17 protein-coding genes are annotated in these 17,606 nt (G+C 70.7%); 14 read left to right on the top strand and 3 right to left on the bottom strand.

Annotation, left to right across the window (positions count from 1 at the left end):
• The first annotated feature begins 137 nt into the window (after positions 1-137).
• On the top strand, positions 138-839 hold the full coding sequence (locus tag AAFN86_RS16790; protein WP_347544513.1) for a ribonuclease activity regulator RraA: 702 nt from the start codon (positions 138-140) through the stop codon (positions 837-839).
• 306 nt (positions 840-1,145) lie between these two features.
• Here the strand turns inward: AAFN86_RS16790 and AAFN86_RS16795 are convergent, their stop codons facing one another.
• Positions 1,146-1,940, bottom strand: coding sequence for a hypothetical protein (locus AAFN86_RS16795; RefSeq protein ID WP_347544514.1), 795 nt, complete (start codon positions 1,938-1,940; stop codon positions 1,146-1,148).
• A gap of 47 nt (positions 1,941-1,987) precedes the next feature.
• On the opposite strand from AAFN86_RS16795, the gene AAFN86_RS16800 reads away from it, so the two are divergent.
• From AAFN86_RS16800 to AAFN86_RS16845, 10 genes are all read left to right on the top strand, one after another.
• Positions 1,988-3,724, top strand: a complete 1,737-nt coding sequence (locus AAFN86_RS16800) for a hypothetical protein (RefSeq protein WP_347544515.1) — start codon at positions 1,988-1,990, stop codon at positions 3,722-3,724.
• A gap of 706 nt (positions 3,725-4,430) precedes the next feature.
• Entirely contained in the window at positions 4,431-5,201 is a 771-nt protein-coding gene (locus AAFN86_RS16805; protein ID WP_347544516.1) for a DUF2272 domain-containing protein, read from the top strand.
• Positions 5,198-6,310, top strand: coding sequence for an NADH:flavin oxidoreductase/NADH oxidase (locus AAFN86_RS16810; protein ID WP_347544517.1), 1,113 nt, complete (start codon positions 5,198-5,200; stop codon positions 6,308-6,310). The genes AAFN86_RS16805 and AAFN86_RS16810 overlap by 4 nt, the downstream gene beginning before the upstream one ends.
• 82 nt (positions 6,311-6,392) lie before the next feature.
• The gene (locus tag AAFN86_RS16815) at positions 6,393-7,283 is read left to right on the top strand and encodes an alpha/beta hydrolase (protein ID WP_347544518.1); all 891 of its coding nucleotides are present in this window, start codon (positions 6,393-6,395) and stop codon (positions 7,281-7,283) included.
• A 161-nt stretch (positions 7,284-7,444) separates the two neighbouring features.
• A complete protein-coding gene (locus AAFN86_RS16820; protein ID WP_347544697.1) occupies positions 7,445-7,753 on the top strand; it encodes a plasmid stabilization protein in 309 nt (102 codons plus the stop codon).
• A 68-nt stretch (positions 7,754-7,821) separates the two neighbouring features.
• Positions 7,822-8,763, top strand: coding sequence for a tripartite tricarboxylate transporter substrate binding protein (locus AAFN86_RS16825; RefSeq protein WP_347544519.1), 942 nt, complete (start codon positions 7,822-7,824; stop codon positions 8,761-8,763).
• A 95-nt stretch (positions 8,764-8,858) separates the two neighbouring features.
• Positions 8,859-9,152 (top strand): DUF1330 domain-containing protein, encoded by a 294-nt coding sequence (locus tag AAFN86_RS16830; RefSeq protein WP_347544520.1) that lies wholly within the window; start codon positions 8,859-8,861, stop codon positions 9,150-9,152.
• On the top strand, positions 9,149-9,601 hold the full coding sequence (hemJ, locus tag AAFN86_RS16835; protein ID WP_347544521.1) for a protoporphyrinogen oxidase HemJ: 453 nt from the start codon (positions 9,149-9,151) through the stop codon (positions 9,599-9,601). Before AAFN86_RS16830 ends, hemJ begins: the two co-directional genes overlap by 4 nt.
• A 362-nt stretch (positions 9,602-9,963) precedes the next feature.
• Complete coding sequence (gene rho / locus AAFN86_RS16840; protein ID WP_347544522.1) at positions 9,964-11,238, top strand: transcription termination factor Rho; 1,275 nt, start codon at positions 9,964-9,966, stop codon at positions 11,236-11,238.
• Positions 11,239-11,671: 433 nt separating this feature from the next.
• Positions 11,672-13,561, top strand: coding sequence for an AsmA family protein (locus AAFN86_RS16845; RefSeq protein ID WP_347544523.1), 1,890 nt, complete (start codon positions 11,672-11,674; stop codon positions 13,559-13,561).
• Positions 13,562-13,570: 9 nt separating this feature from the next.
• On the opposite strand, the gene AAFN86_RS16850 is transcribed toward AAFN86_RS16845, so the two are convergent.
• Positions 13,571-13,939 (bottom strand): hypothetical protein, encoded by a 369-nt coding sequence (locus AAFN86_RS16850; RefSeq protein WP_347544524.1) that lies wholly within the window; start codon positions 13,937-13,939, stop codon positions 13,571-13,573.
• Positions 13,940-13,992: 53 nt separating this feature from the next.
• On the opposite strand from AAFN86_RS16850, the gene AAFN86_RS16855 reads away from it, so the two are divergent.
• The 3 genes from AAFN86_RS16855 (at position 13,993) to AAFN86_RS16865 (ending at position 15,781) form a co-directional block, all read left to right on the top strand.
• Positions 13,993-14,550, top strand: coding sequence for an HD domain-containing protein (locus AAFN86_RS16855; protein ID WP_347544525.1), 558 nt, complete (start codon positions 13,993-13,995; stop codon positions 14,548-14,550).
• A 118-nt stretch (positions 14,551-14,668) separates the two neighbouring features.
• Positions 14,669-15,016, top strand: a complete 348-nt coding sequence (locus AAFN86_RS16860) for a hypothetical protein (RefSeq protein WP_347544526.1) — start codon at positions 14,669-14,671, stop codon at positions 15,014-15,016.
• A gap of 207 nt (positions 15,017-15,223) precedes the next feature.
• Positions 15,224-15,781: a nucleotide exchange factor GrpE gene (locus AAFN86_RS16865; RefSeq protein ID WP_347544527.1), complete on the top strand. Its 558-nt coding sequence runs from the start codon at positions 15,224-15,226 to the stop codon at positions 15,779-15,781.
• A gap of 370 nt (positions 15,782-16,151) precedes the next feature.
• Here AAFN86_RS16865 and AAFN86_RS16870 read toward each other — a convergent pair whose 3' ends face one another.
• The gene (locus AAFN86_RS16870) at positions 16,152-17,606 is read right to left on the bottom strand and encodes a GntP family permease (protein ID WP_347544528.1); all 1,455 of its coding nucleotides are present in this window, start codon (positions 17,604-17,606) and stop codon (positions 16,152-16,154) included.

Below are 17,606 nucleotides of genomic sequence, written 5' to 3' on the forward strand. Positions count from 1 at the left end.
AAACAATCGGTTAGAGCGTGATGGGTGAACGAATGTGAACCGAGCATGCTCTAATTTCGTGAACCGCCGCCCACGCCCCTTGCCCCCGGCCCGGCCCCCTGCGATGCACGGGCGACGTTGAAGGAGACCGTCGCGCCATGCCCCTGACCCCCGCCCAGAAGACCGCCCTCGAGGGCGTGACGACGGCCACGCTGACCACGGTGCTGCTCAAGAAGGGCGTGCGCTTCTGCTACATCGCCGGGTCGCGCCCGATCGTGCCGGGCCAGGCGAAGCGCATCGTCGGCCCCGCCTTCACCCTGCGCTTCACGCCGACGCGGGAAGACCTGGCCACCGTCGATTCCTGGTCCTCCCCACGCAGCACCCGCGCCGCGATCGAGGACATGCCCGAAGGCTGCGTCGCCGTGGCGGACGCGATGGGCAGCACCGCCGCCGGCATCTTCGGCGACATCCTGTGCGCCCGCATGGCGAAGAAGGGCGTCGCCGGCCTGGTGACGGACGGTGTGCTGCGTGACGGCGCCGGCGTGATCGGCACCGGCCTGCCGGTGTTCTGCCAGGGCTATGTCGCGCCCGCCTCGGTCGCCGCGCTGAACTTCGTCGGCTGGCAGGAGACGATCGGCTGCGGTGGCGTGACCGTCATCCCCGGCGACATCATCGTTGCCGACATGGACGGCGCGGTGGTGATCCCGGCCGCGCTGCTGGATGCCGTGGTGGACGCCGCGGTGGAACAGGAACGGCTGGAAGCCTGGATCATGACCGAGGTCGAACGCGGCGTGCCGCTGCCCGGCCTGTATCCGCCCAATGCCGAGACCAAGGCGCGGTACGAGGCGACGCGGAAGTAGGACACGGTTGGAGGGGCGCTGCCCCTCCAAGCCACCCCGCCAGGGGCCTGCGGGCCCCTGGACCGCGGGAAACCGGGGCCCGGCACGACGGTTCAGCCATCATGAGGCGCTGCGGATGGGCCCGGCGCCCGGAAACAAAGTCCCCATCGTGCCTGAAGCGTCCGCAACACGCGGTCCCCACCTCGGCGCCCGGCACCAGATCGAGGTGTCCAGAGGCCCTTAGGCCTTTGGTGGGGAGAGGTCCGGAGAGGGGCAAAGCCCCTTTCCGGTCACCCACCGTGACAGCCAGGCGGCAAGCCTGCGTTGCTATTCCAGGACGATCCGCGACGGCGTCACCACCACCCCGTTCGACCGCCCATTCGCCGCGAAGGTCTCGATCCGCGTCGCGTAGCCCTGCGCCGAGACCAGCCCGGTCGCCACGTCGATCGCGACCCGGGCGAAGATCGCCACCCGCGCGTCCGAATCGCCACCCCTCAGGCGGCCCGCGAGTTCCACCGCGCAGCGCGCCACCACCACCGAGCGTTGCGCAATGGTCGACACACCCTCCGCCCGGCACGAACCGCCGCGGGTTGAACCTTCGACCCGCATGGCGAAGTCTTCGCGCCCGGTGATCTGTCGGACCGACAGGCTGAGCGTGGCGAATTGGGCCCGCCAGGCGACGAGCAGCGCGTCGCGCGCCTCATCCGGTGGCGGTGCGCTGCCATCGGGTTGCACCGCGGCGAATTCGCTGATGCGTCCATCGGTGCCGCGCAGCGCGGCGATGCGCAGCCCGGTGCGGTCCTGCACCAGCAGCAACCGCGTGCCGCCGCGCTCGGGGCGCACCTCGGCCACCGCCAGGCAATCGCGTTGCGGCGGTCGTCCGGGGCGCAGCGTCTGCTCGCGGCAGATGCTACGCCAGGGGCCCCAGCCGGCGCCGCCGATCGGGATCGGCGTGCCGATCTGCCGGATCGCGCCCTGCAGCGGCAACAGCGGCGCGGCGGATCGCCAGTCTGCGGTCTCCGCCCGGGCGGGCGTGGCCAGCAGCGCCGCCAACAGCGCCACGCCGCCGGCGAAACCGCGCCGCGCCCGGCGCAAGGGAAGGTTGCATGCCGTTGCGTTCATCCCCCCACCCTATCGCGTCCCCGCGCAGCACGGCTAGAACGGGCGCGATGAGTGGCAATGGCATGGATGCGGTGCGGGGTGGTCTGGCGCGCGGCCTGGCGCGCTTCGTCGCACCGGCGCGGCTGCCCGAAGGGTTCGCGCCGGCCTTCGCGCAGAAGCCCGAAGGCGGCGTCTTCGACCTCGCCGCCAATGCCGCGGCGGCCGAGGCGCTGGCCCAGCCCATGCTGGGCGGCGGCGACGGCGCGGTGGCGTTGCTGCTCGCGCTGGCCGGCGGGCCTGGCCCGGCGCCGCGCGCGATCGGCCCGGCCCGCGTGGTGGTCGAGGATGCCGCACCGCGCGACTTCCGAATCACCACGCCGCACCACCTGTTCACCGGCAATCTGTTCCGCGGCGAGATACGCCAGCACCTGCACGGTACTGAAGGCGCGCCGGCCGCGATCCATGGCGGCAACCTGGTCGAATTCGCGTATCGGCGCCGCTGGCACTGCCTGGATGTGGAAGACGCGATCGTCGCCGCCGGCATCGAGGATGCCGAGGGCGGCGTGCGCCTGTACCATGAGAGCGTGCTGTCCGGCCGCGGTGGCCGCTTCACCCGCGGCGGCCCACGCGAACTCGCGAGGCTTCGCTACGACTACGACCTGCGCGCCGACACGCCGGTCGTCACCGTGACCGTCACGCTCACACCGCTGCCCGGCGTGGTGCTGGACCGGCCGCGCATCACCACCGCCTGCGACGCGATGAGCCCCGGCGATGGCGTGGATTATGCCACGCTGGTGATCGGCGAGGTGCAGCGCCCCAGTCCGGCCGGCGAGAACGTCACGATCCAGCAGGGTCCGGTGGCCGGCTTCGGCGCGCGCCAGCAGCGCACGCCGTCGCGCGCGCTGTGCCTGCAACTGACGCCGCGCGGCCCCGCCACGCTGCTGTCCGTGAAGGCGAGTGGCCCGGCCGAAGAACGGCTGCACTGGCTGTTGACGCGTTATGCCGGCACGCGGCTGGCGGCAGGTGAATCGCTGACCCAGCGCGAGGACCGCCTGCTGCTGCGCGGCACCGAGGCCCCATTCGAGGCGCCGCGCGGTGCCGATGCCGCCAGCGCCGCGCCGCGGCAACGCATCGCCGCCGCGCTGGCGATGCAGGCGCTGTTCGGTGACGCCGCAAAGGCGCCGATCCTGACGGCGGCAGCACGACGGAACCTCGCCGCCCTTTCCGAGGCCGAGACCGCGCCCGCCGAACTGGCCCATGCGCTGATGGCAAGCGAGGTGCTGTTCCGCGCCGCCCGCAACCCCGATGATCGCGCGCAGATCGACGCGCTGGCCGCAAGGCTGCTGGCGACCCAGATCGCGGATGGCACCTTCCGCGAACCGGGTGGTGCAAGCGCTTCCATCGCGGAACATGCGACGGCGCTGCTGGCCCTCGCACGACGCCTGGCGCTGGATGGTGTGGAGGCGGCCGGCGCCGCCCTGCGGCGCGGCATCGCGGCCCTCGCGCTGATCACCCTGCCCGGACCGGTCGACACCATCACCCTGCCGACCACGCCGGCAGCGGGAACCGAGGAATTGGCGATGCTGCTGCGCGCGCTGCGGGCGGCGCAGGCCGCGCGCGCCGCCGGCACCCTGGCGATGCCCGAGGCCGAGGCGCGGCGCCTGGCCTTCCTGGCGGACCTTGCGCTGCGCTTCCTGCAGGCACGGTTCCGCCCCGATGGCGACGCGCTGGTGGTGGATGGCGGCGTATCGGTGCAGGTGGCGGCGCTGGCGGCGCTGGTGCCGCCGGAAGGGGCGCTGCGGTGAGGACGGGCGCGGTGGACGCACCGGAAGGGGCTTTGCCCCGTCCGGACCACTCCCGGCAAAGGACGGGGTCCTTCAGAATGCCATCGTCCGGCGCCGGGCACGGGGGGCAGCATTGATGCTGGTGCGACGCCTTGTGCCCGATGCACATGTAGCGGTTGACGAACATCCGCCCTGCCTGGCGCCGCGCAATCCATGGCGATGGTCCACCGGACTGCGGATACTGGCGCATGCCGCCCGGCAGGAAACGGATCCCTACCCGCAAGAAGCCTGTCGGGCCCAGGCCCCCGCACGGGCATCGATCCCGGCTCGGCCGCAAAGCGCCGAAAGATCGCATTCCAAGGGGCCGTTGCCCTTTGGCGGGGAGGTCTGGAATGGCAGGGTCCCATTGGCGCGAAGCGCGGGCGCCGTGGCGCCTCGGAGAGGGGCTTTGCCCCTCTCCGAACCTCTCCCCACCAAAGGCTTAAGGCCTTTGGAAACCTCCGTTTTGGGGCTGAACACCGCGGCTCGGTGCGGGGAATTTGGGGCCATCCTTGGCTCTGCTCCGGCCAGACGCTGTCCCCCGTGCAAAGCGCCAAAATCCCGCGGTCCAGGAGCCCGTTGGCTCCTGGCGGGGTGGCTTGGAGGGGCAGCGCCCCTCCAACCTTCGCGCTTTTGGGGCAGGCCTGCTCCATCGGCTGCCCGACCGGGACGAACGACCCTTGCTGCCATGGCCCTGCTGGCCTTGCTGGCCGCCTGCGCCGCCCCGCCGCCGCCGCCCGAACCACCGCTGGCCTACCCGCCCGCCGCACGGGACCGCATGCTGCGCATTGCCCAGGCGGAATGGGAGGATTGGGGTCGCCAGGATGCCGCCGCCCCGCCGCGCGGCCAGGAATCCGATCCGGCGAACTTCCCGCGCGTGCTGGCCTATTGGCGGGCCGTGCCGGATGGCGCGGGACCGATCGCGCGCAACCGGGTCCTCTATCGCGACGGGGATCCGGGGTTGTGGCGGGAACCGGCCTGGTCTGCGGCCTTCATCTCCTTCGTGCTGCGTGGTGCCGGGGTGGATGGGCGGGAATTTCCCTCCTCCGCCGCCCACGCCTTCTACCTGGACGGGCTGATTGCCGATGCGCAGCGCTTCCCGGCGACCGCCCCCTTCGTGCCGCATGATGTGGCTGGCCGGGCGCCGCGCGTGGGCGACCTGGTCTGCGCCGACCGTTCCGCGTCCCCCTTGGCGGGCTGGCGGGACCGGGTCGCGGAACGCGGCCGGTTCCGGCCGATGCATTGCGATATCGTGGTGCGGGTCGCGCCAGGCCGGGTCGAGGCGGTGGGCGGCAATGTCCGCGATGCGGTGACGTTGTCGCGGTTCGCCACGGATGCGGGCGGGCTGCTCCTTCCGCGCGCGCCGGGCGAGCCTACATGGTTTGCCATCTTCGAGAACCGGCTGGGGCGCCTGCCCCCATGGTCCTCACCATCCCACAATGAGGGTCCTGCCCCGTGAGCGATCTTTTCTCGCCCTTCACCCTGCGTGGCGTCACGCTGAAGAACCGTATCGGCGTGTCGCCGATGTGCATGTATTCGTGCCGCGACGATGGCGTGCCGACCGACTGGCACATGCAGCACCTGGTCAGCCGCTCGGTGGGCGGCGCCGGCCTGGTCATCACCGAGGCCTCGGCCGTGGTGCCCGAGGGGCGCATCACTCCGGCCGATGTCGGGATCTGGAACGATGCGCAGATGGCCGCACATGCTCGCATCGTCGCCGCGGTCAATGCGACAGGATCGGTCGCCGGCATCCAGATCGCCCATGCCGGGCGCAAGGCGTCGCGCGCGGCACCCTGGGTGCATGGGCCGGCGGTGCCGTCCTGGACGACCATGGCGCCATCGGCCGAAGCCTTCGAGGGCTTCGCCGTGCCGCAGGCGATGACCGAGGCCGACATCACCACCACCATCACCGCCTTCGCCGAGGCTGCGAAGCGGTCGGTGAAAGCGGGCTACCGCTTTATCGAGATCCATGGCGCGCATGGCTATCTCGGCCACCAGTTCTGCAGCCCGATCTCCAACCGCCGCAACGATTCCTGGGGCGGGGATTTCGAGGGCCGCACCCGCTTCGTGCGGGAGATGGCCGCGGCCGTCCGCGCGGTGATCCCGAACGACATCGTGCTGGCGCTGCGCATCTCCCACACCGATTGGGTGGAAGGCGGCTGGACGACGGAGGAGAGCATCGAGTTGGCGCGGCGGGTGAAGGCGCTCGGGGTCGACCTGATCGATGTCTCCTCGGGCGGGCTCGATGCCGGGCAGAAGATCGTGCTCGGGCCGGGCTACCAGGTGCCGGGGGCGGAAGCGGTGAAGCAGGGCGCGGACATCCCCGTCGCCGCGGTCGGGCTGATCACCGAACCGGCCCAGGCGCAGGCCATCCTGGCCGAGGGCAAGGCCGACCTGGTCCTGCTGGCCCGCGTACTGCTGCGTGAGCCCTACTGGCCGCTGCGCGCGGCGGTGGAACTCGGCCGCGCGCCGGTGCTCGCCATCCCGCCGCAATATGAGCGCGGCTGGAACACGCTGGCGAAGCTGGAGATGGACAAGGCCGTCGCGGCGCCGATGCACGCGCTGTGACCGGAGCGGCCATGCGCGCCGGCTTGGCGCGCATGGCCGATCACCCGTAAGGTCCGGCCGTTGCGACAGGACCACGATCGCCATGGCGGAAATCGACGCTGTCCGTGCCCTGCTGGGAGGGCGCCCTCGCCCGATCGGATGGGCGGAGCGGCGCTCGCGGATCGAGGAAGTGGCGGCAGCCGATGCGCCGCCGGCCGAAATCGCGTTCATCCCGACGACCATCGCCGGCATTGCCGCCGAATGGTCAGAGGCCCCCGGCGTCGATGCACGGCGCGTGCTGCTGTTCCTGCATGGCGGCGGCTATTGCTCGGGGTCGATCGTCAGCCATCGGACCATGGCGTCGCGCGCCGGCCAGGCTGGGGGGATGCGGGCGCTGGCGCTGCAATACCGGCTGGCGCCGGAACATCCCTTTCCGGCCGCACTCGACGATGCGCGCGCGGCGTTCGAGGCACTGGTCGCCCAGGGCATCGCGCCTGCCGACATCGCGGTGGGCGGGGACAGCGCGGGCGGCGGCCTGACGCTGGCGCTGATGGTATCGCTGCGCGGTGCAGGGCGGCCGCTGCCGAGCTGCGCCTGGCTGGCCTCGCCCTGGGTGGACATGGCGATGACGGGGGCGTCGATGGACAGCAAGGATGCGGTCGATCCGCTGATCCATCGTAGCTACCTCGAGGAACTGGCGGCCGCCTATTGCGGCGATGCGGCGGCGGATCATCCGCTGGTGTCGCCGCTGCATGCGGATCTCGCGGGCCTGCCGCCGGTGCTGGTGCAGGTGGGCTCGGCGGAGACGCTGCTGGATGACGCGGTGCGCATCGCCGGGCGGCTGGGCGCCGCGGATGTGCCGGTGCGGCTCGAAGTCTGGCCGCAGATGATCCATGCCTGGATGCTGTGGGCGGCACGGCTGGAGGATGGCCGGCGGGCGCTGGCCTCGGTCGGTGCGTTCCTCAGGGCGCGCGGCCGGCTTCCGGCGGCGTAGAGCGTGATGGGTTCACCTTCGTTTACCCATGGCGCTCCAACCTGTTGTTTGGACGCGTGAGTCAGACCTTCGGTGCATTCGCACCTGCGGCCATGACGCTCGAGCGGCGAAACCGCGAAGGCGGCGCGGCGTTTCCTCCGGCATATGCCGAGGAGGTCGCCATGCTGCGTGGGGACAAGTCCGCCTACACCGACAAGCAGAAGCGCAAGGCCGCGCATATCGAAGCAGGCTACGTCAAGCGCGGCGTCAACCGCGATGAAGCGGAAGCCCGCGCCTGGGCCACGGTGAACAAGGAATCGGGCGGCGGGAACAGATCCGGCAGCGGCCGCGGCGTGCCGGATACCACGGTCTCCAGCCGCAAGGGCGGCCGGCTGGGCGGTGCGGCAGCCGCGTCGCGCCCTGCCGCCGAACGACGCGCCTCGGCCCGCAAGGCCGCCGCGACCCGGAAGCGGAATGCCGCTGAGACATAGGACGCTGCCGGTTCCCTCCCGCCGCGATTGAGGCCAGTCTGCCGAGGTCCGACCGGGAGGTACCAAGAATGAAGCGTTTGATTGCCCTGCTGCTCGCCGTTGCCGCGCCCATCGCGGCCATGGCGCAGGAGGCCTTTCCGTCCCGCACCATCACCCTGATCGCCGCCTATCCGCCCGGCGGCAATACCGACCTGATGGCGCGCGCCATCCAGCCGGAATTGTCGCGCGCGCTGGGGCAGACCGTGGTGGTGGTCAATCGCGGCGGCGCGGCGGGCACGATCGGCTCGGCGGAACTCGCCCGGGCGCGGCCCGATGGCTACACCATCGCCATCTCGCCGAACAATCCGATCACCGCGCAGCCGCACGCGATCCCGCTGACCTATTCGCTCGACAGCTTCCGCTTCCTTTGCCTGGTCTATGACAATCCGCAGGTCGTCATCCTGGGCCGCAATGCACCCTTCCAGGATTTCCGCGGCATGATCGCGCATGGGCGGACCGGCAAGGAGGCGCTGGTCTATGGCGCGCCGGGCGCCGCCAGCACCCAGCACATCCTGATGGCCGCGGTGCTGCGCCAGGCGGGGGTGGATGGGCTGATGGTGTCCTTCACCGGTGCCGGGCCGATGAGCCAGGCGGCATTGGGCGGGCAGATCCAGGCCTTCGTGGAGGCATCGTCCATCGCCGCGTCGACCGGCTTGACGCCGATCGCGGTGGTCGGCGCGCAGCGCCTGCCGCATCTGCCGCAGGTGCCGACGACGACCGAACTCGGCTTCCCCGTGGAGGGGACGTCCCATGGCGGGCTGATCGCGCCGGCCGGCATTCCCGACGCGGCGGCGGCCGCGATCGAGCGTGCCTGCGAGACCGCAGTGGCCAGCGAGGGCTTCCGCACCACGGCGCAGCGCCTGGCATCCGTGCCACGCTTCCTGCCGGGTGCGCAGTTCCGCGAACGATTCGCCGCGGAGAGCGAGGCGAACCGCGTGCTGCTGCGCGACCTTGGGCTGGGGCGGCAATAGCGGGCCTGCCTCGCCCACCTGCCGGCCGCGACTTCCGCTTGCCCGGCAGGTGGCGCGGCGCCAAGACTTTCGCCGCCGCAACCGGAGGAAACGCCATGGCCGCCTATCTCCTCGCGAACCTGACGATCCGCGACGCGCAGCAATTCGAGGCCTATCGCCAGGCCGTGCCCGCCGTGATTGCGCGATTCGGCGGCCGGTATCTGGTGCGCGGCGGGGCGCTGGAGGTGAAGGAAGGCGAACCGGGGCTCGACCGCGTCGTGATCCTGGAATTCCCCGACATGGCGGCGCTGCGCGGCTTCTACGACAGCGCGGACTACGCGCCGCTGCTGGCGCTGCGGCTGGCGGCGGCGGACGGCACCGTCGCGCTGATCGAGGGCGTGGCTGCGTGACGATCGATGCGCTGGCGCCCTGGTATGTCTGGATCAAGTCGGCGCATCTGATCGGGGCCTTCGCCTGGATGGCGGGGCTGTTCTACCTGCCGCGGCTATTCGTCTATCACTGCCAAGTGCCGGTGGGCTCGGTGCAGTCGGAACTGTTCAAGGTCATGGAACGCCGCCTGCTGCGCGCCATCATGAACCCGGCGATGATCTGGGTCTGGACCTTCGGCGTGCTGCTGGTGCTGACGCCTGGCGTGGTCGATTGGAAGGCGGGGTGGTGGCACGGCAAGATGCTGGGCTTGCTGGCCATGACCTGGTTCCATCACGACCTGGGCCTGGCGCGGAAGGCCTTCGAACGCGACGCCAATACCCGCAGCGAACGGACCTGGCGGATGCTGAACGAGGTGCCGACGCTGGCATTGATCCTGATCGTGGTGATGGTGATCGCGAAGCCGTTCTAGGTGGCCGGCGCCGCCATGCGGCGGCCGGCCTTGCCGTCGTGCGCGCCCGGCCCGAGGCGGGCTTCTGGCCGCCGGCAGGGCCCACCGGCCAGGCTCGCCCTTGAAATGATGCGGGTGGCCCGCACATCAGCGGTTGACGGGCGGCCCCGGGCTTCATAGGGTTCGCGCGCTTCCCGCCCGCGGTGCGGGGCGCTCCGCGCCAGGCGCCGCCAATTTCCTTCCTTCCTTTCGGGACTTCGCCCTTCGCACCATCCCTTGGCGCGATCCGTGGCGAACAGGCCGCACCGCGCGGAACATCCGCGTCCATGCAGCCCTAGGGAACGTCCCGGCCAATCCCCTGCTACGGACCGCGTCCAGCACCCATGCACCTTTCCGAACTCAAGGCCAAAAGCCCCGCCGACCTTCTCGCCTTCGCCGAGGAGGTGGGCGTCGAGAACGCGTCCTCGCTCCGCAAGCAGGACATGATGTTCGGCATCCTCAAGACGCTCGCCGAGAATGAGCAGGCGATCTACGGGGAAGGCACGCTCGAGATCCTGCCCGATGGCTTCGGCTATCTGCGCAGCCCGCAGGCGAACTTCCTGCCGGGCCCCGACGACATCTACATCTCCCCCGCCCAGGTGCGCCGCTTCGGCCTGCGCACCGGAGACACGGTGGAAGGCCAGATCCGCGCGCCCAAGGATGGCGAGCGGTATTTCGCGATGTTGAAGGTCAACAACATCAACTTCGAGCCGCCCGAGGCGCTCAAGCACCGCATCAACTTCGACAATCTGACGCCGCTGTATCCGAACCGCCGGCTGAAGATGGAGAACCCCGAGGTCGAATCCGTCGCGAAGTCCCCCACCAAGGACAACACGCATCGCGTCATCGACCTGATCGCGCCGATCGGCATGGGCCAGCGCGCGCTGATCGTCGCCCCGCCGCGCACCGGCAAGACCGTGATGCTGCAGAACATCGCCAAGTCGATCTCGGCCAACAACCCCGAGGTCTTCCTGATGGTGCTGCTGATCGACGAGCGGCCCGAGGAAGTCACCGACATGGCCCGTACGGTGAAGGGCGAGGTCGTCGCCTCCACCTTCGACGAGCCGGCGACGCGCCACGTCCAGGTGACGGAGATGGTGCTGGAGAAGGCCAAGCGCCTGGTCGAGCACAAGCGCGACGTGGTGATCCTGCTGGATTCGATCACGCGCCTGGGCCGCGCCTACAACTCCGTCGTGCCGTCCTCGGGCAAGGTGCTGACCGGCGGTGTGGATGCGAACGCCCTGCAGCGCCCGAAGCGCTTCTTCGGCGCGGCGCGCAACATCGAGGAAGGCGGGTCGCTGACCATCATCGCCACCGCGCTGATCGACACCGGCAGCCGCATGGACGAGGTGATCTTCGAGGAATTCAAGGGTACCGGTAACAGCGAAATCATCCTGGACCGCAAGTTGTCCGACAAGCGCGTCTTCCCGGCGATCGACATCACCAAGTCGGGCACCCGCAAGGAGGAGTTGCTGGTGGATCGCGGCACGCTGTCCAAGATGTGGGTGCTGCGCCGCATCCTGAACCCGATGGGCACGCAGGACGCGATGGAATTCCTGACGGACAAGCTGAAGTACAGCAAGACGAACCAGGACTTCTTCGACGCGATGAATACCTGAAGGCGTCCACCGGGTCCCTTCGTCGGTCGCCCAGCGGCGAGCGCCGAAGGAGCCTTTGTGTGGCCCTCGGATGGCAGGCGGGCTGCAGCCGCAGCCCGTGCCTGGACGCCACGCGTTGCCGCATCGGCGACCGATGACGGTTTGGGCGCGGTCGCGCTGCGCGCTTGCGGGCGGATGCGACGCCCCGGGCCGGAACATCGTTTGGCGCGGCGAGCGCGGCTGACCGCAGCCGTGTGCCGCCGGACAAGCACCGTGCGCTGGCGCTTCGCCCGCCTCGACCGATCCGGACGCAGCGGGACGGCCCTCAGCCGGCCCGATGCGATGGGCTTTCCGCCAAATCATCACCGGTCGTGGCAACCCTGACGGCATCCACTGCGCTTCCCCGCCGCCACTGCTGCCGCCTATCCTCAACCCAAACCGCAGGGCGACGCCGATGACCCGCCGCAGCAAGATCATCCTCGGCGTCGTTGTCGCCCTGCCGCTGCTCGCGGTGGGCGCGGCGCTCGCGGCGGTGTTCGTCGTCCTGCCGCGCATGGACCTGGCCGCCCGCGCCGCCGTGCGGCTGACCGGCGCCCTCGGCCGCGGCGTGACCGTCGAAAGCGTACAGGTCACCCCGGGCCTGACCACCACCATCGAGGTCCGCGGCCTGCGCCTCGCCAATATCGAGGGCGGCTCCGCGCCGCACATGGCGACGCTGCAATCCCTGCGCGCCGTGCTCGACATCATGCCCCTCCTGCGCGGCCTGGTCGTGCTGCGCCAGGTCGAGGCGGAAGGCTTCGACCTTCTGCTCGAACGCACTGCCGACCGGCGTCGCAACTGGCGCCTGCATGGCGACCCCGCCGGTCCATCCACGCCCTTCGCACCGGAACCACCCGACCGCTCCGGCCTGCCGCTGCTGCTCGACCTGCGGCTGACGCGCAGCCAGGTGGTATTCCGCACCAGCAGCGGCGCGGCGCTGCGCTCCGAACTCTCGACCGTCACCCTCGCCGCGCCGGCCGCAGACCAGCCGCTGTCCCTGCGGATGGAGGGCGCATACCAGTCCGTCCCGGTCACCCTGTCGGGCACGCTCGGCACGCCAGACCAGCTGCGCGACGGCACCACACCCTTCCCCTATCCGCTGCGAGTCACCGCACCAGAGACGGTGCTGACCTTCGAGGGCACCTCCCGCGACCCGCTCAACTTCGATCGGCTGGACGGGCGGCTGGCGATCGAGGCGCGCTCGCCCGGCGCGATCCTGACCATGGCCGGCGCGGGGCCGGGCCCGGCCGTGCCGGTCAGCCTGGCCGGTCCCTTCATCCATCAGGGCGATCTGTGGCGCCTGACGGAGGCCACCGGCGCACTGGCCGGGGAAGCCCTGGCCGCGCCGCTGCTAGAATTGACGGAAGGTGCGAATGGCCGGCCCGACCGCGTGGCGACGCGCATCGACTTCACCCGGCTCGATCTCAATCGCATCTTTGGTCCGCCATCTGCCACGCCCGGCGGCGATGCCGGCGATGCCGACATTCCGCTCAGCATAGCGGATGCCCCCGACCCGGAACTGCGCGCCGAGGCCACCGCGCAACGCTTCCGCTACGCCCAGCTCGACGCCACCGATGTCCGCTTCGTCGCGGAAGCGAAGCCGGGTCGCATCGCTGTCGAGGCCCTGGCGCTGACCGCCTATGGCGGCCGCATCGAGGCTTCGGGCGAATTGGTGCCGGCGCCGCGCGGCGGCCGCATCACGGCCGAGGCCTCGCTGAACGATGCGAATATCGACACGCTGCGCCGCGCCTTCGGCATCCGCACCCTTCCGTTGCTGGGCCCGGTGCAGGCCCGCACCGCCATCACCGCCGAAGGCGCGACGCTGAACGAGGCGACGCGCCGGGCCGAGATCGGCGCGGTGGTCGCCATGCGCGGCGGGTCCATCGCGCGTGAGGTGATCGAGATGGCCTCCACCGACATCCGCGCGCTGTTCCGCACCGCGCGTGGCCAGACGCCGATGACCTGCCTGCTCGCCGTCGTCTCGGTGCGCGGGGGGCGTGGCGAGGCCGCGCCGCTGCGCATCCGCGCGGCGACCGGCACGATCAGCGGGCTCGCCACCTTCGACCTGAACCGCAAGCGCATGGATCTGGTGATCGGCAGCCAGAGCGAGACGACGTCGGATTTCGCCCTCGACATTCCGGTGCGGGTCAGCGGGTCCTTCGCCAACCCCGACATCGCGCCGGCACGCTGGTCGAGCGATGGGCGCGCCCGACTGGCGGCGGGCGATCGCGTGGCACCGCTCCCCCCCTCGCTGCAGGCCTTCGCGCGGCAGAATCCCTGCTTCCGGGCCGGGGGGCGGCGCTGAGGCTGCCCGTCAGCGTCGCCGCCGCAGGGCCGTGATCGCCGCGTCGATCGCCCGCATCGCGGCAGCTTCGTCCCAGGATTCCAGATCGGCCAATGCGCGGGCGATGTGGCGCTGCGCCGTGGCCGCGCCGGGCAGGGCGGGGGCGTCGTCCAGCATCTCCCGCGCCGTGATCAGCTTGTCGGACCCGATCATCGACCGTCGGGCGGGACGGTTGACGCCTTCGCGTTCCAGGTCGTTGTTGCAATTGCCGCAGAGCATGGCCCGTGCGTCGCGCAACTGGGCGACGATCCTTGCCGCATCGGGTGCCGGCGCCTGCGCGGCCAGCAAAGGCGCGGCGAGCAGCAGCCCGCGACGGCGCCAGCCCATCCGATCCGACATCCCGTTGCCCTCCGCCTTGCGCGGTAGGCTATGACACCCTCATTGGAGGAACGATGAAACCCAGCACGGACCCCGGCGCCGAGATCCTGCGCGCCACATTGTTCGCCGCACGCGCCCATGCCGGCCAGGCGCGCAAGGGCTCGGCCGCCGAACCCTACGTCAACCATGTCATCGAGGTCGCTTCGATCCTCGCCACCCATGGCGCGCCGCTGCCGGTGATCCTGGCCGGGCTGCTGCATGACACGGTCGAGGACACCGAGGTCACCCATGCCGACCTGGTCGCCGCCTTCGGGGCGGAGGTCGCCGGCCTGGTCGCCGAGGCGACCGACGACAAGGACCTGCCCAAGGAAACCCGCAAGGCGCTGCAGGTCAGCCAGGCGCCGAAGAAGTCGGATGGGGCGAAGCAACTCAAGCTCGCGGACAAGATCTCGAACCTGCTGGCGATCGCGGACAGTCCGCCGGCCAACTGGATCCATGCGCGGCGCGTCGAATATGTCGGCTGGGCCGGCCGTGTCGCGGCCGGTTTGCGCGGCGTGAATCCAGCCCTGGATGCAGTGTTCGACGCCACCTACCGTGCCGCCGTGGCGAAGCTTTCGGCCGAGGAAGGCTGAAGCGGGCGGGTCGCGTTTCGCCACAATCCGTCACGCGCCGCCGCGCCGTCGCCATCATGGCGCCGCGCCGTTGCCCGGGTGAAATGGTCAGCTTCCTCCCATGAAAGGGAGATGCGCCATGATCCGCCTGCTTCCCGCTGCCACCGTGATCCTTGCCACCCTGACCACCGCCGCCTGCGCCTACGAACAGCCCTACTACCAGCCCGGCTGGGGTGGGCCGGCGCCGGCGCAGGTCTGGTACCAGCGCCCGGCCCCGCCGCCGCAGCGCTGGGGCTGGCAGCCGCCGCCGCCCCGCTGGGGTTGGCAGGCGCCGCCCACCCGCTGGGCCGGCCCGCCGCCCTCGCGCGGCTGGGGTGGTCCGCCGCCGCGCGGCGACCGTGACTGGAACGGTCCGCGCCCGACCCGGTTTGAACCGCGGCGGCACGAGGACCGGCATGACGGACGGCGCGACGATCGCCGCTGGTAGACGCCGAGGGCGGATCTTATCCGGATCGGATCGTCCGGATGACTGACGATCCTCGCTGAATGGTACTTGAAGCGGCTCTACCCTCGGCTGAGGTGCGCCGCATCGCGATGGGCGGACCCGGGCGCCTTGCCCCGGGTCCTCCGGCAGCCTAGGTGAGGGGCCTCCCGCGGCCCTTCGCCGCGCCCGCGACATGAGACGTAATTCCCCATGAGTGATGACAAGGATATCAAGGCAGCCGAAACTGAGGCTGCCGCCGCCGCAGCCGAAGCGGACGCCGCGCCGGAGCTGACGCCGGAGGAGCGCATCGCCGCCCTTGAGGCCGAGGTCGCCGGCTTCAAGGACAGGTGGCTCCGCGCCGAGGCGGAGATGCAGAACCTGCGCACCCGCACCCAGCGCGAGGTGCAGGAAGCCCGGGCCTATGCCACTCAGAAATTCGCCCGCGATGCGGTGGAAGCGGCGGAAAACCTGCGCCGCGGCCTGGATGCCATGCCTGGCAAGGCCCCCGGCGAGCCTGAGGTGCTGACCAAGATCCGCGACGGGATCGAAGGGGTGGAACGCTCCTTCATCGGCATCCTGGAGCGCAACGGGGTGAAGCGGGATGACCCGACGGGCAAGCCCTTCGACCCCGAGATGCACCAGGCGATGGCCGAACAACCGGCCCCGGAAGGGGTGGCTCCCGGTTTGGTCGTGGCGTGCTGGACGCCGGCCTGGACGCTGAACGGCCGCCTGCTGAAGCCGGCGATGGTTGTGGTGGCCGGGAAGTAGAAGCACGGCCAGGGGGGGTAGCCCCATCAGCGCCAGGATGATGTCCTGCGCAGTGGAATCGGAAGGGGCTTCGCCCGCTCCGCGTGAGGCAGCGCCTCACGCCCCCACCAAAGGCTTAAGGCCTTCGGAAACCTCGCCTTGGTGCTGTGGGTGATGGCTGGTCTACAGAGCGAAAGTTGCTTGGGCACGAGAACGAAGTCGGGTCGCTGATGCCATCCGCCGTGCCGGGCGACAGGTATCGGTTTCCAAAGGCCCACCTGCCTTTGGTGGGGTGGTTTGGAGGGGCAAGGCCCCTCCAACCTTCCGCCTCAAGCCAGCGCTTGTGGGGCAGCCCCACCGGCACTGCCCCGCAACCGGTGGGTCGGGATGCTCAGAACGAGCCCACCAGGCTGCCCAGAACAATCACCGCCACCAACGCCAGCAGCGCGCTGACGATCGTCGTCATGACGATGTCGAGGTAGCTGTCCTTGTGCGTTGACCCGCACACCGCGAACAGGGTCACCACCGCGCCGTTGTGCGGCAGCGCGTCGAGCGTGCCGGCGCTGATCACCGCGACGCGGTGCATCAGCCCCGGATCCAGGTTGATCTGCGCCGCCAGCGCCATGTAGGTCGGCCCCAGCGCATCGAGCGCGATGGTCAGCCCGCCCGAGGCCGAGCCCGTCAGCGCCGCCAGGATGGTCACCGCCGAGGCAAGAGAGACCAGCGGCCCGCCGCCGATGCCCAGCACCCAGTCGCGCACGACTTCGAAGGCCGGCATCGCGGCGACCACGGCGCCGAAACCCACCAGCGACGCCACCGAGAAGATCGGCAGCACCGACGCATTCGCCCCCGCATCCATCGTCGCGCGCAGCGACGGCAGGCGCCAGCCGCTGATCGCCAGCAGCACCAGAATGGCGACGAACAACGCGACCGCCACCGACCACACGCCCGCCACGGCGGACAGGCTGGTGCCGCCCCAGCGCGGTTCGGCCAGGAAGGCGGCGTCCATGTTCGGCAGCACGACCATGGACATCAGCAGGTTCACCGCCACCACGACGATCAGCGGCAGGGCGGCGAGCAGGATCGGCAATTCCTTCTGCGTCGCCTGGCTGCGGTGCATTTCCGCCGGGTCGAATTCGCGCGCCACCGAGGCGCGTTCGCGGATCAGCGGATCGTCGGCGGCGGCATCGACAGGTGCCGCCGCGTCGTCACCGAACCCTTCGCCCGCGGCCCGCGCACGGGCTTCCGCGCGCTGCATCCACCACAGCCCGAAGCCGAGCATGATGGCCGACGCGATGATGCCCAGCCCCGGCGCGGCGAAGGGCGTCGTGCCGAAGAAGGGCATCGGGATGGCGTTGGGGATGGCCGGCGTGCCCGGCATGGCGGACATGGTGAAGGTGAAGGCGCCGACCGCGATGGCCCCCGGCATCAGGCGGCGCGGAATGCCGGCTTCGCGGAACAGCGCGGTGGCCATCGGGGCGAGCACGAAGATCGCGACGAACAGCGATACGCCGCCATAGGTCACGGCGGCACCGGCCAGCGCCACCGACAGGATCGCGCGCTTGGGGCCGAGCTTCAGCGTCATCCACCGCGCGATGGTGCCGACCGCGCCGGAATCCTCCATCAGCTTGCCGAACAGCGCGCCGAGCAGGAACAGCGGGAAAAACTGCGCGACGAAGCGTGCCGCGCTGTTCATGAAGGTCTCGGTCCAATGCGCCAACAGCGGTTCGCCGGCGAAGGCCGCCGCGATCAGCGCCGCCGCGGGGGCCAGCAGCAGCACCGACCAGCCGCGATAGGCAAGCCAGACGAGGAGCGAGAGCCCCGCGAGGATTCCGATCAGTCCCAT

The organism is Roseomonas sp. CAU 1739 (assembly GCF_039839775.1).
Lineage (GTDB): Bacteria > Pseudomonadota > Alphaproteobacteria > Acetobacterales > Acetobacteraceae > Neoroseomonas.